Here is a 20,734-nt window from a genome sequence, read left to right on the forward strand (position 1 = left end):
CTCCTTGATCGGGTCCTGGGAGTCGAGCTTCACCCGTGACTGCTGTCGTTTTCCTGTCGGACGACTTTCAACTGGTTATCGATGTGTTCTCGGTGTGGGCGCGGGTCTGGCGTCCGCCACCGGGTAGCGCAGTATGAGCGGGTGGAAAAAGTACGACTCCTCGTCGTGGACGACGACCCGCCGATCGCCGACCTGGTCGCGACGGTCGCACGGTACGAGGGCTGGGAGGCGGTCACCGCGTACTCCGGTGAGGACGCGCTGGCCCGGGCCGCCGAGTTCCGGCCGGACATCGTCGTGCTCGACCTGATGCTGCCGGACGTGGACGGCTTCGGTGTCCTGGACCGGCTGCGGCACTCCGGGACGATGGTGCCGGTGGTGTTCCTCACGGCCCGCGACGGGGTCGCCGACCGGGTCGCGGGGCTGACCCGGGGCGGGGACGACTACCTGGTCAAGCCGTTCGCGGTGGAGGAGCTGATGGCCCGGCTGCGCACGGTGCTGCGGCGCAGCGCGGGACCCGGCTTCCAGCGCTCGGTCCTCCAGGTCGCCGACCTGACGATGGACGAGGACACCCGTGAGGTCCGGCGCGGCGAGCGGCTGTTCTCGCTGACCCCGACCGAGTTCGAGGTGCTGCGCTATCTGATGCGCAAGTCGCCGACCGTGCTCACCAAGGCGCAGATCCTGGACCATGTCTGGGAGTACGGCTTCGGCGGCCGCTCGAACGTGGTGGAGCTGGTGGTCAGCCGGCTGCGCCGCAAGCTGGACGAGGCCGGCGGGGAACCGCTGATCCACACCGTGCGCGGTTTCGGGTACGTCATACGGCAGCAGGCGGCGGAGTGACCGGCCGGTTGCGCCGCTGGTACCGGGGCAGGCGCCGGTACCGGAACATGCGTCTGGGCACCCGGCTGGCGCTGGGGCTGGGGGCGCTGGCCCTGGTGGTGTTCGCGGTCGTCGGCACGGCCCTGACCACGTACATGCGGGACTACCTGTCGGCGCAGCTGGACGACCAGCTGGGGCTCGCCCAGACCGCCCAGTCCAAGAGCATCGAGCAGAACGGCACCCTGCAGGGCAAGAAGTACTACCGCTGGTACTACGCCGTGTACGACATCTCGCACGGCTCGCCGGTGCTGCGCAAGCCGGAGGAGCGGGGCGATCTGCCCGCGGACATCGGCGACCTCACGTCGGTGGCGAAGGCGCAGATCGCCGCGGGCACCGAGGTGCTGAGCACCCGGGACCTGACCGGGGAGGGCGAGTACCGGCTGCGCGGCTGCGAGGTGGAGCCGGGGGTGGTGCTGGTCAGCGGCGCGCCGATGGACAGCATCGACGACACGGTACGACAGCTGGTCACGGTCCAGGTGGTGGCGTTCGGGCTGGCGCTGCTGGCCCTTGTGGTGTTCGGCCGCCGGCTGCTGCGGCACGGTCTCGAGCCGCTGAGCGACATGGCGCACACCGCCCATGGCATCGCCTCGCACAATCTGACGGAGTCGGCGGCCCGGCTGCCGCTGCGCGCGGCCAAGCGGGGCGGTGGCCCCGAGGTCGAGGAGCTGCGCACCGCGTTCAACACCATGCTCGAACACATCGACCGCTCGCTCGCCGTCCGCGCGGAGGCCGAGCAGCGGCTGCGCCGGTTCGTCGCGGACGCCTCGCACGAGCTGCGCACCCCGCTGATGTCGGTGCGCGGCTACGCCGACCTCTTCCAGTACGCGGCCGCCAACGCCCCCAAGGAACGCGACAAGCACCTGGCCCGGCTGCGCGCCGAGGCGGCCCGGATGGGCATCCTCCTCGACGACCTGCTGCTCCTGGCCCGGCTGGACGCGGCCGAGGTGGAGGCCCCGCTGCGGCTGGAGGACGCCGACCTGGCGGAGCTGGTGCGGGAGGCCGCGGACGCGTTCCGGGCGGCACACGACGACCATCCGCTGACGGTTTCCGTCGGTAGGGACCCGGTCCCGCTGCGCCTGGACCCGGTCCGCATCCGCCAGGTGCTGGACAACCTCCTCACCAACGCGGCCGTCCACACGCCCACCGGCACGCCGGTCGCGGTGACGGTCACCACGGCGCCCGGCTCGGCGACGGTGAGCGTCGCCGACCGTGGCCCCGGTGTCCCGTCCGCCGACCGGGCCCGGGTCTTCGACCGCTTCTACCGCGTCGACAAGGCCCGCAGCCGCGACCGCGGCGGCAGCGGCCTCGGCCTGTCGGTGGCCCGGGCCCTGGTGGAGGCACACGGCGGCACCATCGGGCTGGGCGACGGCCCGGACGGCTCGACCGTGTTCACACTGACGCTGACCGGGTAGCCCACGGTGGCCCGGTGCGGGGGGGGGGGGCGGGGGGCCCCCCCCCCCCCCCCCCCCCCCCCGGGGGCGCCCCCCCGGCGGCCAGCCGTTCTACACGCTCCCGGGGGGGGGGGCCGCGGGGGGGGGGGGGGGGGGGGGGGGGGGGGGGGGCCCCCCCCCCCCCCCCCCCGCACCGGCTCGGCGTCCCCGTCCGGCGTCGACAACCGGATCCCGGATCCCGGGCGGCACCTGCCGCGGAGCGGTCCTGCGTCGTCTCCGGGCCCACCGTCACAGGCCCGGTGCCCTCTCCTCCTCGGGGTCGAAGGTGAACCCGCCCTGCCGGGGATGCGGGCGGGCCGCCATGACCGCGACGTCGTCCTCGGCGTTGCGGGCGTCGAGGCGGGTGAGGATGGACTCCAGGAGGGCGTCCACGCCGACGGCAGGGCTGAAGTGCAGGTCCACGAGGCGGTTCAGGGAGCGGTCGATGTCCTCGCCGCGGTGTTCCACCAGGCCGTCGGTGAAGAGGACGAGGGCGTGGTCGGGGTCGAACCGGTGGGTGGCCGATTCGTAGCCTCCGAAGCCCGTGCCGAGCGGCGGGCCCACCGGGACCGGCAGCAGGGAGGTACGGCCATCGCCGGTGATGAGGGCGGGCGGGAGGTGGCCGGCGCTGGCCAGGGTGACCTGATGGCGGCTCGGGTCGACGCGCACCAGCAGACAGGTGGCGGGCCTTCGGTCCGCTTCGTGGTCGGCGATGGCGTCCATCTGGCGCAGCACCCGGTGCGGGGGCAGCTCGGAGGAGGCGATGTAGCGGAGCGAGGACCGGTAGGCGCTCATGTCGACGGCGGCCTCCAGGCCGTGGCCCATCACGTCGCCGACGACGAGCAGGGTGCGGCCGAAGTGCAGCCGTACCGTCTCGCACCAGTCTCCGCCGACCAGCACCCGGCCGCCCGCCGGGAGGTAGCGGATCGACACGTCCAGGTTGGGGTGCGGTCGGCCCGGCTCGGACAGCAGGGCGCGCTGCAGGTCACCGGCGGTGCGGTTGACGTGCTCGTACTCGCGGGCGTGCCGGATGTGGGAGGCCGCGCGTTCGGCCAGGAAGGCGAGCAGTTCGGCCTCCTCCCGGACGAAGTCGATCCCCTCGCGGGCGCAGACCAGGACGCCGTACTGGTCGGAGCCACTGGTCAGGGGCACGCACACGGCCGGACGGGTGCGGCTGCCGGCCGGGCGGGACAGCCAGGGGTCCGTCCAGTGGTCGGCTGCCGGGGAGCCCGCGTCCCGGGCGACCGCGGTGGCCCAGCGGACGTCCGGCAGCATGTCGGCGTCGCCGGTGATCGACTCGTAGCCGGAGACGGTCTCGCCCACCCGCCGTATCACGGCAGCGCCGCCGCCGGTCAGCCGTACCGCCGCCCGGGACAGTTCCGTGCAGGTCGTGGACTCGTCGAGGGTGGTGCCGATGCCGGCCGCGACCGTCCGCAGCGCCCTGAAGGGCGCGGAAGGGTCGGCGCCCGCGACGAGCCCGTCCGCTGTCCTCGGGCCGTCGGCGGACGCGGGTCCCCTGTGGGACTGGAACCATCGCGCGACACCCGACACCCTCACAGAATCTCAAACAGCGCCCCAGGGGGCACCAGCCACCACGCGCTGCACGGCCTCCTGTCAGCCCTCGGCCGGCGTCCAGGCCGCGACCAGGTCCAGCAGGCCGGGGAAGCGCGCGTTCAGGTCGTCGACGCGGACGTGACTGCGGCGCTCCAGGCCGTACTGGCGCTGCCGGGTGACCCCGGCCTCGCGCAGGGCCTTGAAGTGGTGGGTCAGCGAGGACTTGGGGCGGTCGAAGCCGAACCACCCGCAGGTGTGGTCGTACCGCTCCGAATCCAGCAGCAGCTTCTGCACGATCCGCAGCCGCAGCGGGTCGCTCAGCGCCCCGAGCACCGTCTCCAGGCGCAGCTCCGCCACCGCGGGCTCGGGCAGCGGCTCGGGCAGGTCCGCGGGCTGTGGCAGCACCTTGAACTCCGGCACCCGTACGGACGCCGGACGCGCCGTGGAAGGCATGGGCGACTCCTCGTGACCCGAATCCTTTGTACGACTCCAATCGTACTGCATGCTATGTTCGAGAAAACTCGTACTGCAGCAAGGGGTGCCTGTCATGTCGGAGAGTCGAACCGCACCCGCGAAGGCGGGAGGTGAGCGGAAGGCCGCTACCGGGGAGCCTTCGGGGCCGGCCGCCTCCCCCGCTCCCACCTGGTGGATATGGCTGGCCGCCTGGCCGGTGACGGCGGTCTTCGTCCTGTCCAACGCGGCGACGCCGCTGTACGTGGTGTGGCAGCGTGAGATCGGGTTCTCCAAGGGGACCCTGACCGTGATCTTCGCCTGCTACATCGTCGGCCTGCTCGGGTCGCTGCTCGTCTCCGGCGTGGTCTCCGACCGGCTCGGCCGCAAGACGGTCCTGCTGCCCGCCCTCGGGCTGGCGCTGGCCGCCTGTGTCGTCTTCGCGACCGCGTCCGGCGTGGCCGCGCTGATCGTGGCCCGGCTGTTCACCGGGATCGCCGTCGGCGCGGTGGTCTCCGCGGGCATGGCGGCCGTGACGGACGTGGCCGGCCGGGAACGCAGGCGGCTCGCGGCCCTGCTCGCCTCCTGTGCGATGGTCTTCGGGGCCGGCCTCGGACCGCTCCTCGCGGGCGTCCTGTCCGAGACCCTGCCCGGTCCCACCGTCACCGTCTTCGTGGTGGAGACGGCGCTGCTCGCCACCGCGATCCTCGCCGTGCTGCGCATGCCGGTGCGCCGCCCGGCCGCTCCCCCCAAGGGCGCGTGGTTGCGGGTACCCGGCGTCCCGCGCGGCAACGGTCTGCAACTCGCCCTCGGCATCGCGGTGTTCGCGCCCGGCATCACCGCGACGTCCTTCGTGCTCTCACTCGGCCCCTCGCTGCTGTCCGGCCTGCTCGGCACCACCAGCCGGATCGTCGCCGGGGCCATGGCGTTCGCGATGTTCCTGGCCGCCACCGGGGTGCAGTTCGCGGTGCAGAGGCTGTCCCGGCGGACCGTCCTCACCGCCGGAGCCGTCAGCACCACGCTCAGCATGGTCGCGCTCGCCACCGCCGTGCACACCTCGGCGGTCGCCGTGCTGATCGCCGCCGCGCTGCTGGCCGGCGCCGGCCAGGGCATGGGACAGCTCGGCGGGCTCTCCCTGCTCAACCACAGCGTCCCGGCCCAGCGGCTCGCCGAGGCCAACGCGGCGCTCAACGTGGGCGGTTACGTCCCGGCGGGCCTGCTGCCGGTCTCGGCCGGCTACCTCAGCGACGCCGTCGGGCTGACCGACGGCACCACCGTGTTCGCCGTCGTCCTGACGGCCCTCGCCGTCATCGGCGGCCTGGTGGTCCTCGCCTCCCGACGCCGGACGGCCGAGCCGCTGTGACCGGCCGACGCCGGACGGCCGAGCCCGTGCGACCGAAGGTGCCGGTCTCTCAGCCGCCGACGAGGGCGACGAGCTTGATGAAGACCAGGTCGGGAACGGCGCTGAGATCCACGACTTCGTCGAGGTCCTCGACCTGGCGATCGCCGGCCAGCACGAAGAACCCGTTGGCGAGGAAGGCGCGCTCGGCGATCTCGGCCTGGCGCTCCCAGTCGATGCGGCGGGGTTCGCGGAGCCGGTAGCCGTTCAGCTCCGTCTCGGCGTCGTCGGGGCGGACGAGGCCGTTGAAGCAGTTGCTCGGGCGGGCGTTGTGCCGGGCGACCTCCCCGCGGACCCGGAGCCTGATCAGCTCGCGTACGGTCATCCGTTCGGGCAGCCCGGCGGCCTCCCACTCGGTGAGCGGTCGGCCCGTCGCGGTCTCGTCCCGGAACGTCACGGTGGCCATCAGGCACCTCGCTCGATCTGTATGAGGATGGACGCGTCGGTGATCTTGCTGTCGGCGGCGAGCAGCAACGCCTTGCTGAGGATCAGCGACAGCCGGTCGTCCTCGAACGGCAGGAAGACCTTGCCGTCGCCCTTGCCTCGCGACGGGACGATGCACAGGTAGCTGTCGTCCGGTTCCATCAGGATGTTGCCCGAGCCCAGGTGGATCCTGTACGTGCGCAGCTCGCCGCGGACGATCAGGAAGCGGCCGTCGAGCGAGCACCGGCCGGCGATCTTCAGGCGCGGCAGGATCCGCTCCAGGGCGTCGCGGCGGACCTCGGCGCTCGCCGTCAGCGCTCCGAACGTGGCCGTCCGCCAGTACCCGGCATAGCGGTCCCCGCCCCGGTCGGTCCAGTCGGGATCGGCGGCGATCGAGGTCACGCCCACGAACAGATCGACGTCCCGCATCGCCTCGCTGAACACCAGCGGGGGCACCTCCGCCAGCGGAACCTCCCGCCAGCGCCGGCCGTCCCGCCGCTCGAAGCGGACCTGGTCCGTCGCGGCGTGCTCGGGCGCGTAGTCGCTGCCGTCGTCGTCCGCGGCGGGCTCGTGGTGGAAGCAGGCCCGCCACTGGCCGTCGCCGAACTCGGCCCGCGCCTTCCCGTCGTAGCCGCCGTCGTGCCGGCCGAGGAAGTTGGCCTGCCAGCCGCGCTCCTTGAACAGCGCGTAAAGCTGCCGGTAGTGGACGATGTGGGCGGCGAACCGGTTGGAGTAGACACCGGTCTCCTCCTCCGCCGGGGTGAGCAGGTAGATCTCCCGGAAGGCCTGTTTGAACGGCTGCCGCAGCCGTTCGGCGACGAGCCGCTCCCGCCACGCCCTGATGTCGTCCGTCGGCACCCGGATCGGATGCCACAACCGGACGCGCTCGGGCCGGCCGGGTGGCTCGGCCATCGGTGCCACCGCACGCCACGTGCCGTCCGCGCCCTGGAACTCCCAGATCAGGCCACGGACGAGAGCCCCGGTGACCGGATGGTCACGGTAGTGGCGGCACCACTCGGCGTACGGCCACTCGCGCCCGGCCGACATCAACGCCTCGACGCGGACCCGCTCCCCCGACAGCGTCCCCCGCACCTCCTTGGCCAGTGCCTTCAACTCCCGCAGCTCGTCCGGGAAGCCGTCCTTCACCGCCGCCGGAGCCGTGCGGGACGTCCCCCCGTCGGGGCGCGTGAAGGTGAGCCGCACGGTCGCCGCTTCCTCGATCGCCACCCGTACCCGGTGTCCGCCCAACTCCCGTTCCAGCGAACCGTCCGGCGCCAGGCCGTGGTCCGGCACGCCGCGCTCGACGAGCTGCTCCGGCGTGATGCCCTGCCTCCCGGCTGCCGTCACCAGCGCGGTGTCGAGCTGCTTGCGCAGCGCCCGGTGCCTGATCCGGGACCGCAGCCGCCACAGGGCCTCCACAGAGGCCGGATCGCCGGTCTCGGCCAGCGCGTTGATCGCCGCCCCCGCGAGCTTGAGGTCCTCGAACACAAGGGCTTCGAGGCCGCCGGCCCGCAGAGCGAGCGCGCCGAGGTGCCGCACCGCGGCCGGTCCGCCGGTCAGCGCGGCCGCCCAGACGACGCCGCGCGCCAGGTCACCGTCGTTCTGGTGGACGACGTAGTGGTAGTGGTGATCGCCGGGGATCCAGGCGGTGTGCCCGCCGCTTCCCCTGCTGCACAGCGGATCGCCCTCGGCCAGCGCCCGCAGGACGTCGGACACGAGGTCCCGCGCCGACGCCGCGTCCGCGAGTTCGAGGCACGTCCGCCGCCACCTCTGCGTGGGACGCGGCCCCGACAGGCTCGCCAAGTGCCGTACGAACCCCGCCAGTTCCCGCATTGGAGAGGTCTTCGCACGGTCGCTCAGCGAGGCGGCCCAGGGAGCGTCGGCGGGGATCAGTCCGTCGGGGATGTGCGCCTCGTCCACGCTCGCGAGCAGCGCGCGCAGGCGTTGGGCGAGCGACGCGCGCAGGCGCGCCTCGACAGTGATGTCCATGAGCACCGTGTGTGCGTGCCGCAACCAGGGCAGGACCGCACGGCGGCCGTCGGCGTCGAGCTGGTCGGCGGCGTTCAGCGCCGGCTCCAGCGAATCGGCGAACAGAAAGCCCATGTCGTGCTCGGTGGCGCGGAGCAACAGCACCGCGACCTCGTCGGGCTGCCAACCGCGCACCCGCGAGACCAGGGGCCCGATCTCGGCGTCGTACTGCCACAGGCTCACGTCGTCGAAGCAGGCGGCCAGCATGAGGCAGAGGACCGCGGCCCTGCCCTCCTCGTCCGCGCAGGCCGCGAGCCGCCCGTCGATCTCGGCCTGGGTCGCCGCGCCCACCGCCCTGGATCGCCGGTGCTCGTGCCCCATGGATCGCCGGAACTCGGCCCGCTGACGTTCCAGGAGGTCGACGAGCCAGCGGACCCGGTCGAGCGCGGCGGCCCGCACGTCGTCGAGCGAGTCGTTCCTACGGGATTCGGCCACCAAGGCGTCGTACAACATGGCGGGATGATGGCAGAGGGGACTGACAACACGACCGGCCCAGGGATCCTCCCGACGTCAGGACATCCCGCACGGGGCCGGCACCGGAAACAGCGACGGGGTCGGCCCTGGCCAGAGCCGACCCCACTCGACCTGCGCTCAAGTCCTCAGGTCTCGTCCGGAGCCAACCGCAGCGAGATCGAGTTGATGCAGTACCGCTGGTCGGTCGGGGTCGCATACCCCTCGCCCTCGAAGACGTGCCCGAGGTGCGAGCCGCACCGCGCACAGCGCACCTCGGTGCGCACCATCCCGTGCGTACGGTCCTCGATCAGCTCGACCGCGTCGGTGTCCTTCGGGTCGTAGAAGGACGGCCACCCGCAGTGGGACTCGAACTTCGTGGTGGAGGTGAACAGCTCCGCACCGCAGGCGCGACAGGAGTACACGCCCTTGGTCTTGGTGTCGGTGTACTCACCGGTGAAGGCCGGTTCGGTCGCCGCCTGACGCAGCACGGCGTACTCGGCCGGCGTCAGCTCCGACCGCCACTGCTCGTCCGGCTTGTCGACGTCGTACGACATGACTCTCAGCCCCTTACTTCGCCAGGCGTTCCAGGATCTTCGGGCCCAGGTCGGTCACATCTCCCGCGCCCATGGTGAGAACCAGATCACCGGGCTTCGTCATTCCCGCGACCACGGCGGGGACCTCATCCTTGTCGTGGACGGCGGTGACGTCGGCGCCCGCGACCCGTGCCGCCTCGATGATCAGCTCGCTGGTGACACCGGGGATCGGGTCCTCGCGGGCCGGGTAGATGTCCAGGACCACCGAAGCGTCCGCGAGGGCCAGCGCGTCGCCCATCTCCTTGCCCAGCTCCTGGGTACGGGAGAACAGGTGCGGCTGGAAGACGACCAGGATCCGGGCGTCCCCGGCGGCGGCGCGCATGGCCTCCAGGTCGGCGGTCATCTCGGTGGGGTGGTGGGCGTAGGAGTCGATCACCTGGACGCCGGCCGCCTCGCCCTTGAGCTGGAGGCGGCGCTTGACGCCCGTGTACGCGGCGAGCGCGGGCGCCAGCTCGGCGGCCGGGACCCCGAGGGCCACGCCCGCGGCGAGCGCGGCGACGGCGTTGTGCGCGTAGTGGCGGCCGGGCACGGAGACCGTGAAGGTCAGTTCGGTGCCGTCCAGCGCGACGGTGACCTCGCTCTTCAGCCCCTGGGGGACGACGGACAGCACCCGCACATCGGCATCGGCGGCGTCGCCGTAGGTCACCGTCCGGACCTTGCCGGCCAGCCGTCGGGTCAGCTCGCGCGCGCCCTCGTGATCGGCGTTGACCACCAGCGTGCCACCGGACACGATCCGGCCCGCGAAGGTCTCGAAGGACTCGTAGATCTCTTCCATCGAGGCGTAGTTGGCGTGGTGGTCGAGCTCCACGTTGAGGACGATGGCGACCTCGGGCGCGTACTTGTGGAAGCTGCGGTCCGACTCGTCCGCCTCGGCGACGAAGATCTCACCCTCACCGTGCAGGGCGTTGGAGCCGGGGGCGTCCAGGTCGCCGCCGATGGCGTACGACGGCTCACGGCCCAGCTCGGTCAGCGAGACGGCCAGCATCGAGGTGGTCGTGGTCTTGCCGTGGGTGCCCGCGACGGCGATCGGCCGCGCGCCGTCCATCAGGGCGGCGAGGGCGTCCGAGCGGTGCACCACGGGGATGCCCAGTTCGGCCGCGCGCGCCAGCTCGGGGTTGTCCTGGCGGATCGCCGACGACACGACGACACAGCTGGCGTCGTCGGCCAGGTGCCCGGCCGCGTGCCCGATGTGCACGGTGACGCCCAGCGCCCGCAGCGCCTCGACGGTGGCCGACTCCTTGGCGTCGCTTCCGGCCACCTCGGCCCCACGCTGGGCGAGGATCTTGGCGATCCCCGACATCCCGGCGCCGCCGATCCCGATGAAGTGCGGTCGCTCCATGGCGGAAGGAAGGCCGGGTGCCATGTGTTTCTCCCCAGAGACGGTACGTGCGAAAGCAGCCTTAGCCTATGCGCTCGGGCACCGGGTGCCGCGCAACGGGCATGGGCGTCAGCGCCCCTTCAGGGGCGCGGGGCCGTCTCGATGTGCGGCCACCGCCGCGTGGGCGCGACCAGCCGCAACGCACCGGCACCCGCCGACGCACCGCACCCGCGCGGCGCCTAGGCCTTGCTGTGCGAGAACAGCTTCAGCACCGGCACCCCCACCTTGTGCCGCGCCCGGGACGCCCAGTCCCGGTGGAAGAACTCCTCCACGTAGTGCGGATCGGTCAGCACGATCACCTCGTCCGCACCGACCTCTTCCACCACCTTCTTGAGCGCGTCCAGCGGGTGGTCCTCGACCATCCGCCCGTCCGCCGTGCTCCCCGCCGCCCGCAGGGCCACCAGGGACACGTCCAGTGCCTGTTCGGCCGGTCCCTTCGCCGCGTCCCCCTCCGGCGTCTCCCGCTCGCGCGCGGCTTCGTCCAGTTCGCCGAGCGCGATGTCGTCGATGGCGCGCAGCAGGCGGTCGGCCTGGTCGCCGCGCGGCTGGAGCAGCACATGGAAGGAGACCTGCTCGTCCCCGTGCAAGGTGGTGACGAACTCCACGTCGGCGGACGTCAGGGCCTTCTCGATCATCAGAACGCTTGTGAACACCAGGCGCCTCTTCTCCTGAGAGGGCCGCTCGGACCCTCTGTCCTCCCTGGGGCCTAGCCAGCCCTGCGGAAACCATCCTGCCCCGTGATCGCACGGGTACTGCCGGATTCAGTGTGCCCGCCGGAAGCTAAGCGGAACGGTAGATTCCGCCGAATTCAGGACCGCTGATAGCGGCTGAACAGGAATCCGGCCTCCTCCAGCAAGGACACTAGTTCGAAACGTCTGGGCACGGTGACACCGGGGCCCCCGGAAATGCGCTGCGCCGCCCCCGCCGTGAGCATCGGGGACGTCGTCAGGCACAGCTCGTCGAGGACACCGGCGGCGATGAACTGCCCGAGCAGCCGGGGTCCGCCCTCGGTGAGCAGCCGGGTGTGGCCGAGTCCGGCGAGGGCGCCGACCGCGCGGACGGGGTCGACCCCGACGCCGTCACCGGCGACCACCACCCGGGCGCCGGCCTGCTCGGCGGCGGCGACACGGTCGGGGGCGGCCGCCGCGCCGGTGAGGACCAGGGTGGGGACGAGGGGCGAGGTGAACAGCGGGAGCGAGAAGTCGAGGTCCAGACTCGCGGTGACGACGGCCACCGCGGGGGCCGCGCCCTGTCCCGCCGCCGCCCGGGCCCCGGCGAACTCCGCCCGTGCGCGGGCCGGCCGGTACCCCTCCTGCCGTACCGTTTCCGCTCCGACGACCACGACGTCCGCGAGCGCCCGCAGGGTGCCGAAGATCCGCATGTCGGCGGCGCTGGAGATGGACTGCGACCGTCCGTCGTGCTGGGCGGCGCCGTCGAGCGTGGACACCATGTTGGCCCGCAGCCAGACCTCTCGCCCCGCGGGATAGCCGTAGGCGAGCGCAAGCTCGGCGAGACTCCACTCCCCCTCGGTCGGACCGCCGGAGGCCGGGGCCGCTGTCTCTTCGGTCACAGGGAACAGGCGTCGCATGTCGTGCAGTGTGGCACGGCAACTACCATGGACAACCGTGTCGTCTTCTCCCGCCGCTTCCGAGGTCAGCCCCATAGCCGACGCGGCCCCGCTGTCGCTGTGCGCCCGCTCGCCGCACGTCCCCGCGGACCGGCTGGTCGCCGAGATGGTGCCGCCGCCCCGCTTCGACTCGGTCCGCTTCGCCACCTACATACCGGACCCGAACCAGCCGAGCCAGACCGAGGCCGTACGCGTCCTCGAGGGCTTCGCGGCCGGTCTCGGCGGAGCGCACGCGGCGACCGGCGGCAAGCGAGGCTTCTTCGGCTTCGGAAAGGCCAGGGCGCCGAAGGTTCCGGCCGGACCCCGCGGGGTCTACCTCGACGGCGGCTACGGCGTCGGCAAGACCCACCTGCTCGCCTCGCTCTGGCACGCCACCCCGGCCGAGCCCGCGCTGAAGGCGTTCGGCACCTTCGTGGAGCTGACCAACCTGGTCGGCGCGCTCGGCTTCCAGCAGACCGTGCAGACCCTGTCCGGTCACCGTCTGCTCTGCATCGACGAGTTCGAACTGGACGACCCCGGCGACACGGTCCTGGTGTCGACGCTGCTGGGCCGCCTGGTCGACGCGGGTGTCGCGCTCGCCGCCACCTCCAACACCCTGCCGGGCAAGCTCGGCGAGGGCCGGTTCGCGGCCGCCGACTTCCTGCGGGAGATCCAGGGCCTGTCGGCCCACTTCCGCGCCCTGCGCATCGACGGCGAGGACTACCGCCACCGCGGCCTGCCCGAGGCGCCGGCGCCGTTCTCCGAGGAACTGGTGACCAAGGCGGCGTACGCCACCCAGGGCGCCTCGCTCGACGACTTCCCGCAGCTCCTGGACCACCTGGCCAAGGTGCACCCCAGCCGGTACGGCGCGCTGACCGACGGCGTGACGGCGGTCTGCCTCACCGATGTGCGGCCGGTGCCGGACCAGTCGACCGCGCTGCGGCTGGTGGTCCTCGCGGACCGGCTCTACGACCGTGAGATCCCGGTTCTGGCCTCCGGCCTGCCGTTCGACGGGCTGTTCAGCGAGGAGATGCTGAACGGCGGCTACCGGAAGAAGTACTTCCGCGCGATTTCCCGGCTCACCGCCCTGGCCCGGGACGCCAAGGGGCTCATCGCCGCCGGATAGGCCCTCCTGTTCGGCCCTCCTGTTCGACCAAAATCGCCGGGTCAAGAGCTCGATCGAGCCACCCCACCGGCATTTTTCACGCTCTCTTCGGTTCGCAACACCGAGTTAACCCTGCAAACGACTTTGCAGGGTTAACGTGTTTCTTGACCAACCATTGACTTGTGCTTGGTGCACACAAGGGACGCGAACTGCCGCGAGGGGGGCTCATGTTCCGTGGTACGAAGGCCCGGGCCGTGTTCTCGCTCCTGGCCGCCGCCCTGCTCGCCGTCCAGTTCTTCGCGCCCACGGCGACATTCGCAGCCGCGCACACAGCCAGTCATGTAGAGGCCAAGGCCCAGCCCGGTCTGCAGCCCTCGACGAAGTTCGTGCGCGACGCCTCGCACACCCTCCGCGACCACGGCCTCTGCGGGGAGCCCCCCAGCCCGCCGCAGAGCGCCGACCGCCATCGCACCGCCACCGCCGGCTGGGCCGACGACCGTCCGCCCACCGCCCGGCACACCGAGGCGATACCCGCCTCGGCGGCCCCCGCGGCCCGCCATCAACGCACGTCAAGAGCGTCCAGAGCCCACTCGCCGGCCGCGCTTCAGGTCTTCCGCTGCTGAGCGACGGGTTCGGCCCCGGCTCGTCACCCCCCACCACCGTCGTGCAAGCCCGACGCGCCACTCCGGCGCGCCAGGAGGAGTCCACACATCATGCAGCCCCTCATCGACAACGCCCGTACGTTCGGACAGCGCCCTGAGGAGTTCGCCAAACTCGCCGAAGGCCAGTCCCCGCAGGTGCTGTTCATCACCTGCTCCGACTCCAGGGTCGTCCCGGCCCTGATCACCGGCGCCCGCCCGGGCGAGCTCTTCGAGCTGCGCACCGCGGGCAACATCGTCCCCCCGTACGCCTCGGAGCACCCCACCAGCGAGGCGGCCACCATCGAATACGCCGTGGAGGTGCTCGGCGTCCGCGACATCGTCGTCTGCGGGCACTCGCACTGCGGCGCCGTCGGCGCGCTGGTGCGCGGCGACGACCTGAACGCCGTACCCGCCGTACGGGACTGGCTGGCCCGTGCCGAGCCGCGCCCGACCGGGGCGGTCGAGGATCCGGCCGTCGCCGAGGGCGTGCAGAGCCATGTGCTCGCCCAGCTGCTGCGGCTGCGCTCCTACCCGTTCATCGACAGGAAACTGGCGCAGGGCGAACTGACCCTGCGCGGCTGGTACTACGAGGTCCATACCGGTGCCGTGCGCGAACACCGCGCCGCCACCGACGCGTTCGAGACCCTGTGAGCGTCGCGATGACCAAGTTCCCCCACATAAAGCAGGACTTCACCGCCTCTCTCGTCGTCTTCCTGGTCGCGCTCCCGCTGTGCGTGGGCGTGGCCGTCGCCTCCGGTGTGCCGGCCGAACTCGGCCTGGTCACCGGCATCGTGGGCGGTCTCGTCACCGGGATTCTGCGGGGCAGCAGCCTTCAGGTGTCGGGGCCGGCCGCCGGCCTGACCGTGCTCGTCTTCGAGGCGGTGCGGGAGTTCGGGCTGCCGGTGCTCGGCGTGATCGTGCTCGTCACCGGCGTGCTCCAGATCGCCATGGGTGCGCTGAGGCTGGGCCGCTACTTCCGGGCCATCTCGGTCTCGGTGGTCGAGGGCATGCTGGCCGGAATCGGTCTGGTCCTGATCGCCGGTCAGCTGTATCCGGCGCTCGCCGCCAAGGCCCCCGAGTCGGGGCCCGGCAAGATAGCCGGACTGCCCGGGGCGTTCTCGGACGCCCTCGGCGACGGGGAGGCGCTGGCCTCGCTCGCCCTCGGCGCGGGCACCGTCGCGGTCCTGGTGCTGTGGAAGTACCTCCCGGCGAAGGCGCGGACGGTTCCGGGCCCCCTGGCCGCCGTCGGCCTGGCCACCCTGGCCGCGTTCCTGCTGAGCCTCCCGGTCGCCACCGTCGAGGTGCACGGACTGCTGGGCTCCGTCCAGCCGCCGCCGCTGAGCGCCTTCGGCGAACTGGCGGGCTTCGGCGTGATCGGCACGATCGTGGCGTTCACGCTGATCGCGTCCGCCGAGTCGCTGTTCAGCGCGGCGGCCGTGGACCGGCTGCACAACGGTCCGCGCACCAAGTACAACCAGGAGCTGATCGCCCAGGGTGTGGGCAACGCGCTCTGCGGGGTGCTCGGCGCGCTGCCGATGACCGCGGTGATCGTGCGCAGCGCGGCCAATGTGCAGGCGGGCGCCCGGACGAAGGCGTCCCGGGTGCTGCACGGCGTCTGGCTGCTGCTGTTCGCCGCGCTGCTGCCGGGAGTCCTCGGCCACATACCGATCCCGGCGCTCGCCGGAATCCTGGTCTACTCGGGCGCCAAGCTCATCCCCGTACGGGCGCTGGCCGTCCTGTGGCGCGAGCACCGGGGCGAGGCACTGATCCTGGTCGTCACCGCGGTGTCGATCGTCGCGGTCAGCATGTTCGAGGGCGTGCTCATCGGACTGGCCCTGTCGATCGTCAAGACCGCGTGGGAGGCCTCGCACATCAAGCTGGAGGTCATCGACAAGGGCGCGGGCCCGATCGACGCGCACCTGTCGGGCAACGCGACCTTCCTGCGGCTGCCCAGGATCCTCGACAGTCTGGAGGCGCTGCCCCAGGACCGCCCGATCCGGGTGGACCTGTCCGGGCTGCACCATCTCGACCACGCCTGCCGGACCGCGCTGGAGGGCTGGGCCGAGCGGCACAGCGACGCCGGCACCGAACCGGTGAAGGTCACGGCCGTCTCGGCCGGGACCACCCGGGTCACGGCCGTCTGAACCGACGGCCGCTCCCGGGCCGGGATGCCGACGCCCCTCGGCATCCCGGCCCGGACCCGCTCCCGGCGACGACCGTGGCCCCGAACGGCCCGCCGGGCATATCGTTGCAGCATCAGACATACCGGACCTCTCTGGCTGGGGGTCGTGATGGTTCAGGAGCTGCTGGTCGCGGTGGTGGCGGCGCTCTGCGTCGGTGCGCTGTATCTCGCCGCGGGAGCGCGGGTCGTCAAGCAGTACGAACAGGGTGTGCTGTTCCGGCTCGGCCGGGTCACCGGTGGCGTACGACAGCCCGGATTCAATCTGGTGATCCCGTTCGCGGACCGGCTGCACAAGGTCAACATGCAGATCGTCACGCTGCCGGTCCCCGCCCAGGAGGGCATCACCCGCGACAACGTCACCGTGCGCGTGGACGCGGTCGTCTACTTCCGGGTGGTCGACGCGGTGAGCGCGCTGGTCAAGGTCGAGGACTACAAGTTCGCCGTCTCGCAGATGGCCCAGACCTCGCTGCGGTCCATCATCGGCAAGAGCGACCTGGACGACCTGCTCTCCAACCGGGAGCAGCTCAACCAGGGCCTGGAGCTGATGATCGACAGTCCGGCCGTGGGCTGGGGCGTTCAGGTGGACCGGGTCGAGATCAAGGACGTGTCACTGCCGGACACGATGAAGCGCTCGATGGCCCGTCAGGCCGAGGCCGACCGGGAGCGCCGGGCCCGGATCATCAACGCCGACGCCGAGTTCCAGGCCTCGAAGAAGCTGGCCGAGGCGGCCCAGCAGATGGAGAAAACCCCGACAGCCCTGCAACTGCGGCTGCTCCAGACGATCGTGGCGGTGGCGGCCGAGAAGAACTCCACCCTGGTGCTGCCCTTCCCGGTGGAGCTGCTGCGCTTCCTGGAGCGGGCCCAGCAGCCCATCCCGAACGGCAGCGCACCGTACGTTCCCCCCGATCTCGCCGGGCTCGCCGAACTCTCGGACCCCGCCGAACCGGGACATCCGGACCCCAGCGAAAGGCGTGCCCGTGCCGAGGAAGCACCCGAAGCGTACGGACGACAGCGACCCCGCTCTGCGTGACCTGCTCCGGCTCCCGGTGGGCGAGCGCCCCGGCCTGGACGCCCGGTCGGCCGACGCCCGCCCCGCGGGACCCGACGGCAAGGCGGCCGCGCGCACCGCGACGGCCGAGCTGAGCGAGCGCCTGGCCGACCTCCAGGAACGGCTGTGGGCGGCGGGCACCGCCGGCGACCGGCGCCGGGTCCTGCTGGTGCTCCAGGGCATGGACACCAGCGGCAAGGGCGGCACGGTCAGACACGTCATCGGCCACCTCGACCCGGCCGGCTGCCGGGTCCACGCCTTCAAGGCCCCGACCGAGGAGGAACGCCGCCACGACTTCCTGTGGCGGGTGCGCCGGGTGCTCCCCCGGCAGGGCGAGGTCGGCATCTTCGACCGCTCGCACTACGAGGACGTCCTGGTCGCCCGCGTCCACGGCCTCGCCCCGTCCACGGAGATCGAATCCCGCTACGGCCGGATCAACGCGTTCGAGCAGGAACTGACCGACGCCGGCACGACCGTCGTCAAGTGCTTCCTGCACCTCTCCTACGGCGAGCAGAAGCGCCGCCTCCTGGCCCGCCTCGACAACCCCGACAAGCACTGGAAGTTCAGCCCCGACGACATCGAGGACCGGGCCCTGTGGCCCGCCTTCCAGCAGGCGTACGAGATCGCCCTGGAGCGGTGTTCGACCCCCGCCGCGCCCTGGTACCGGGTCCCGGCCGACCACAAGTGGTACCGCAACTGGGCGATCGGCCGTCTCCTCCTGGAGCACCTGGAGGAGCTCGACCCGCGGTACCCGAAGGCCGACTTCGACGTGGCGGAGGCCCGGGAGCGGCTGCTGAGAGCACCGTGACGGGACAGCCGCCGCCCGGGTGACCCCGGCGGGCCCGGCGCCGCGCCACCCAGAAAAAACGGACAATACGACCTACGTTCATAGGGTGACCCGATCAGTTCGCCGTCTCGCCGGTATGACCGCCGCCTGCGTCGCCCTGGGCGCCGCGCTCGCCGCCTGCGGCACCGCCCAGGCCCCCCACGCCGGACACCCGGCCCCCGCCAGGCCCGCCCCCGCCGCCAAGCCGCCCACGCTCCCCGCGGGCCCGGGCGGCCTGACCCCCGTCTTCTCCAACGGTCCGCGCACCCTGGGCAAGACCGTCGCCCTGACCTTCGACGCCGACATGACCGCCGACCAGGGGCCCCGCGCGGCCGCCGGCGAGCACTTCGACAACCCCGCGCTGATCGCGACCCTGCGCCGGCTGAAGGTGCCGGCCACGGTCTTCATGACCGGCCGCTGGGCCGACGAGTACCCGGACCAGGCCCGCTCCCTGGGCCACGACCCGCAGTTCGAGGTCGCCAACCACTCCTACAGCCACTACGCGTTCACCAGCGACTGCTACGGCCTGCCGACCGTCTCCGCCGCGAACATGAAGCCGGACGTGGAGCGCGCCTACGCCGCGCTGCTCAGGGCGGGCGTGCCGCATCCGATGCCGTACTTCCGCTTCCCCGGCGGCTGTTACGACCAGCAGGCGCTGCGCGCGGTCGGCTCGCTCGGGGTCACCGCGGTGCAGTGGGACGTGGTCAGCGGCGACGCGTTCGCGACCGACGCCGACGCCGTGACCAAGCAGGTGCTGGACGGGGTGAAGCCCGGCTCCGTGGTCGTCATGCACTGCACGCGCAGCGCGGCCCCGACCACCGAGCGGGTGGTCCGCAGCGTGGTACCGGAGCTGCGCAAGCGGGGCTTCCGGTTCGTGAAGGTGTCCGAGCTGATCGGCGAGACACCCGGTCATCGCTGACCGTCCTACGCTGGAGACATGAGCGACGAGGGCTACTGCACGATCTCCGAGACCACGAAGCCGCCGACGGCGGACGGTCCGCCGTACGCCGAGTGTGTGCTGTGCCGGGAGCCGACCGAGTACCCGGAGTCGTACAAGGGCATCACGATGTGCCCCCGGTGCGAGTGGCAGGAGGCGCAGCGGACCGCCTGCTCAGGATGAGCGGCGGCCGTTGAGGACGCAGGCCACGGTGAAGGCCGCGGCGGTGAGCAGGGCCGCCGCGGCCAGGGGCAGGGGTGACACCGGGACCCGGCCGGACTCCGAGCCCGAGACCAGACCGCTGACCGCGGCGTGCGCCGGGGAGCCCGCGACCACCACCGAGAGCAGCGCGGCGAGCAGCATCGTGGGCACCGCCCGGCCCGGCGAGCGCAGCAGCGGCCGGTTGGTGAGTGCGCCGACGGCACTGCCGAGCAGCGCGCAGGCGAGGGTCGCGAGCAGACCGGCGGCCCCGGCCTGTAGGGGTGGTACGGCGAGCCGGTGGTCGTCGGTGGCGTGCCGGCTGATCACCGTCACGATCAGGGTCGCCGCCGTGCCGAGCAGCGCGGCGGCGGCGAGGGCGGTGAGCAGGGCGGCCAGATGGGTCCTGGCCGGGCCCCGCGCCGCCGTGACACAGGCGCGGGCGGCCGGCGGTTCGCCCGTGACACAGATCCGTACCAGCCAGGCGGCCACCGGCAGCAGCGCGGCGGCCGTGTAGCCGAGAGAGTCCAGCACCGGCTGACCGCTCTGCACACCCACGCCCAGGAACACGGCGTACAGGATCACCGGTGGCAGCCAGCGCTGGGAGCGCAGGAGGAGTGCGGTCTGGTAGCGCAGGAGTGCGGTCATGGTCGGGCTTTCTCGTCCGGCGGGACGTCCGGGGGGCTGACGGCGACCACGTGCCACGGCGGGTGGGCCGTGAGAAGGACACGCAGCAGCACGTCCGAGTGGGACGCGGGAACCGTAAGACGGTAGGTGCCGGGGGCCGGTTCCTCGGCGGAAGCAGCCGTGCGGGTCGCTGCGGCGGGGAGACGGCCGCCGGCGGGGCCCCGGACGGTGACGACGGTGTGCGGGCCGACCGGTGAGGTCACCGGTGCGGCCGAGGGCCTGAGGGTGCCGTCGACGACCTGGTAGGTCGCGTCGGGCACGCCCGCGAGGCGCCGTGGATCGTGATCGACGAACACGACGGCACCCCTGGCCGCCGTCCGCTCGGCGACGGCCCGCTCCAGCTCCGCGCGGGCCTCGGCGTCCAGGCCGGTCCAGGCCTCGTCGAGGACGAGCAGCTGGGGGTCGGCGAGCAGCGCCTGGGCGACGGCGACCTTCTGGCTGGTGCCCTTGGAGAGCTGGGCCATGGGCGTGGCCGCGTAGGCCGCGGCGCCGAACCGCTCCAGCCAGTCCGCTGCGCGGGCGGCGGCCGACCTGCGGGAGAGGCCGTGGACGGTGCCGAGATGGGTGAGGTAGCCGGAGGGGGTGAAGGGGAGGGCCGAGGGGAAGCGCTCGGGCACGTACGCGGTGCGGGGGCGGCCGGTGACACGGCCCTCGGTGGGGGTGTCTATGCCGGCGACGATGCGCAGCAGGGTGGACTTGCCGGTGCCGTTCGCTCCTTCCACGCGGGTGAGGGTGCCGGGGGTGATGGTGAGGTCGACGCCTCGTAACACCCAGGAGCCGCGTATGCCGTAGCGGCGGCCTACGCGGGCCAGTTCAAGATCACGGTGCATGGGGGTATTTTCATCCGGGATCGGGGTGGTGGGTCACGGTGGTGTGCGGGGTGCCGGCGCGTGGGGGCCGTTCGCGCCCGCGCGACGGAG

The 20,734-nt window shown here is 72.4% G+C and carries 21 protein-coding genes; 11 read left to right on the forward strand and 10 right to left on the reverse strand.

From position 1 onward, the window contains the following. Positions 1-81 precede the first annotated feature (81 nt). Positions 82-837 carry a response regulator transcription factor gene (locus tag ABZ642_RS02705; RefSeq protein ID WP_360475919.1) on the forward strand — a complete coding sequence of 252 codons (756 nt, stop codon included), beginning with the start codon at positions 82-84 and terminating at the stop codon, positions 835-837. A gap of 47 nt (positions 838-884) precedes the next feature. Then, a complete protein-coding gene (locus ABZ642_RS02710; protein ID WP_360475922.1) occupies positions 885-2,288 on the forward strand; it encodes a HAMP domain-containing sensor histidine kinase in 1,404 nt (467 codons plus the stop codon). Between the two features lie 267 nt (positions 2,289-2,555). Here ABZ642_RS02710 and ABZ642_RS02715 read toward each other — a convergent pair whose 3' ends face one another. Both ABZ642_RS02715 and ABZ642_RS02720 read right to left on the reverse strand, forming a co-directional pair. Then, positions 2,556-3,857 carry a SpoIIE family protein phosphatase gene (locus ABZ642_RS02715; RefSeq protein ID WP_360475925.1) on the reverse strand — a complete coding sequence of 434 codons (1,302 nt, stop codon included), beginning with the start codon at positions 3,855-3,857 and terminating at the stop codon, positions 2,556-2,558. Between the two features lie 63 nt (positions 3,858-3,920). Then, positions 3,921-4,313, reverse strand: coding sequence for an ArsR family transcriptional regulator (locus ABZ642_RS02720; RefSeq protein WP_360475928.1), 393 nt, complete (start codon positions 4,311-4,313; stop codon positions 3,921-3,923). Positions 4,314-4,407: 94 nt separating this feature from the next. On the opposite strand from ABZ642_RS02720, the gene ABZ642_RS02725 reads away from it, so the two are divergent. Further along, a complete protein-coding gene (locus tag ABZ642_RS02725; protein ID WP_360475932.1) occupies positions 4,408-5,673 on the forward strand; it encodes an MFS transporter in 1,266 nt (421 codons plus the stop codon). Between the two features lie 49 nt (positions 5,674-5,722). On the opposite strand, the gene ABZ642_RS02730 is transcribed toward ABZ642_RS02725, so the two are convergent. The 6 genes from ABZ642_RS02730 to ABZ642_RS02755 all read right to left on the reverse strand — a co-directional run bounded on the left by ABZ642_RS02730 (position 5,723) and on the right by ABZ642_RS02755 (position 12,172). Beyond that, positions 5,723-6,115: a hypothetical protein gene (locus tag ABZ642_RS02730; protein WP_360475935.1), complete on the reverse strand. Its 393-nt coding sequence runs from the start codon at positions 6,113-6,115 to the stop codon at positions 5,723-5,725. After that, positions 6,115-8,613, reverse strand: coding sequence for a DUF4132 domain-containing protein (locus ABZ642_RS02735; protein WP_360475938.1), 2,499 nt, complete (start codon positions 8,611-8,613; stop codon positions 6,115-6,117). The genes ABZ642_RS02730 and ABZ642_RS02735 overlap by 1 nt, the downstream gene beginning before the upstream one ends. Before the next feature lie 146 nt (positions 8,614-8,759). Next, positions 8,760-9,167, reverse strand: coding sequence for a peptide-methionine (R)-S-oxide reductase MsrB (msrB, locus tag ABZ642_RS02740; RefSeq protein WP_360475941.1), 408 nt, complete (start codon positions 9,165-9,167; stop codon positions 8,760-8,762). A 13-nt stretch (positions 9,168-9,180) separates the two neighbouring features. Then, the gene (gene murC / locus ABZ642_RS02745) at positions 9,181-10,569 is read right to left on the reverse strand and encodes a UDP-N-acetylmuramate--L-alanine ligase (protein ID WP_360475944.1); all 1,389 of its coding nucleotides are present in this window, start codon (positions 10,567-10,569) and stop codon (positions 9,181-9,183) included. A gap of 194 nt (positions 10,570-10,763) precedes the next feature. Next, positions 10,764-11,219 carry an indole-3-glycerol phosphate synthase gene (locus ABZ642_RS02750; RefSeq protein ID WP_360476083.1) on the reverse strand — a complete coding sequence of 152 codons (456 nt, stop codon included), beginning with the start codon at positions 11,217-11,219 and terminating at the stop codon, positions 10,764-10,766. A 173-nt stretch (positions 11,220-11,392) separates the two neighbouring features. After that, the gene (locus tag ABZ642_RS02755; protein ID WP_360475947.1) at positions 11,393-12,172 is read right to left on the reverse strand and encodes a pyrimidine reductase family protein; all 780 of its coding nucleotides are present in this window, start codon (positions 12,170-12,172) and stop codon (positions 11,393-11,395) included. Between the two features lie 37 nt (positions 12,173-12,209). On the opposite strand from ABZ642_RS02755, the gene zapE reads away from it, so the two are divergent. The 8 genes from zapE to ABZ642_RS02795 all read left to right on the forward strand — a co-directional run bounded on the left by zapE (position 12,210) and on the right by ABZ642_RS02795 (position 19,112). After that, positions 12,210-13,316: a cell division protein ZapE gene (zapE, locus tag ABZ642_RS02760; RefSeq protein ID WP_360475950.1), complete on the forward strand. Its 1,107-nt coding sequence runs from the start codon at positions 12,210-12,212 to the stop codon at positions 13,314-13,316. 206 nt (positions 13,317-13,522) lie between these two features. Beyond that, positions 13,523-13,918, forward strand: a complete 396-nt coding sequence (locus ABZ642_RS02765) for a hypothetical protein (RefSeq protein ID WP_360475953.1) — start codon at positions 13,523-13,525, stop codon at positions 13,916-13,918. 90 nt (positions 13,919-14,008) lie between these two features. Beyond that, the gene (locus ABZ642_RS02770; RefSeq protein ID WP_360475956.1) at positions 14,009-14,587 is read left to right on the forward strand and encodes a carbonic anhydrase; all 579 of its coding nucleotides are present in this window, start codon (positions 14,009-14,011) and stop codon (positions 14,585-14,587) included. 8 nt (positions 14,588-14,595) lie between these two features. Further along, positions 14,596-16,080, forward strand: a complete 1,485-nt coding sequence (locus tag ABZ642_RS02775; protein WP_360475959.1) for a SulP family inorganic anion transporter — start codon at positions 14,596-14,598, stop codon at positions 16,078-16,080. A gap of 147 nt (positions 16,081-16,227) precedes the next feature. Next, positions 16,228-17,148 carry a slipin family protein gene (locus ABZ642_RS02780; RefSeq protein WP_360475962.1) on the forward strand — a complete coding sequence of 307 codons (921 nt, stop codon included), beginning with the start codon at positions 16,228-16,230 and terminating at the stop codon, positions 17,146-17,148. Next, on the forward strand, positions 17,096-17,974 hold the full coding sequence (locus ABZ642_RS02785) for a PPK2 family polyphosphate kinase (protein ID WP_360475965.1): 879 nt from the start codon (positions 17,096-17,098) through the stop codon (positions 17,972-17,974). Before ABZ642_RS02780 ends, ABZ642_RS02785 begins: the two co-directional genes overlap by 53 nt. Positions 17,975-18,089: 115 nt before the next feature. Then, the gene (locus ABZ642_RS02790) at positions 18,090-18,911 is read left to right on the forward strand and encodes a polysaccharide deacetylase family protein (protein ID WP_360476086.1); all 822 of its coding nucleotides are present in this window, start codon (positions 18,090-18,092) and stop codon (positions 18,909-18,911) included. Positions 18,912-18,929: 18 nt separating this feature from the next. Continuing rightward, the gene (locus tag ABZ642_RS02795) at positions 18,930-19,112 is read left to right on the forward strand and encodes a hypothetical protein (RefSeq protein ID WP_360475968.1); all 183 of its coding nucleotides are present in this window, start codon (positions 18,930-18,932) and stop codon (positions 19,110-19,112) included. On the opposite strand, the gene ABZ642_RS02800 is transcribed toward ABZ642_RS02795, so the two are convergent. Beyond that, complete coding sequence (locus tag ABZ642_RS02800) at positions 19,104-19,775, reverse strand: ABC transporter (RefSeq protein WP_360475971.1); 672 nt, start codon at positions 19,773-19,775, stop codon at positions 19,104-19,106. The genes ABZ642_RS02795 and ABZ642_RS02800 overlap by 9 nt on opposite strands. After that, positions 19,772-20,644 carry an ATP-binding cassette domain-containing protein gene (locus tag ABZ642_RS02805; protein ID WP_360475974.1) on the reverse strand — a complete coding sequence of 291 codons (873 nt, stop codon included), beginning with the start codon at positions 20,642-20,644 and terminating at the stop codon, positions 19,772-19,774. Before ABZ642_RS02805 ends, ABZ642_RS02800 begins: the two co-directional genes overlap by 4 nt. Positions 20,645-20,734: the final 90 nt, after the last annotated feature.

Origin of the sequence: Streptomyces sp. NPDC007157 (assembly GCF_040634235.1) — a bacterium.
GTDB lineage: Bacteria > Actinomycetota > Actinomycetes > Streptomycetales > Streptomycetaceae > Streptomyces.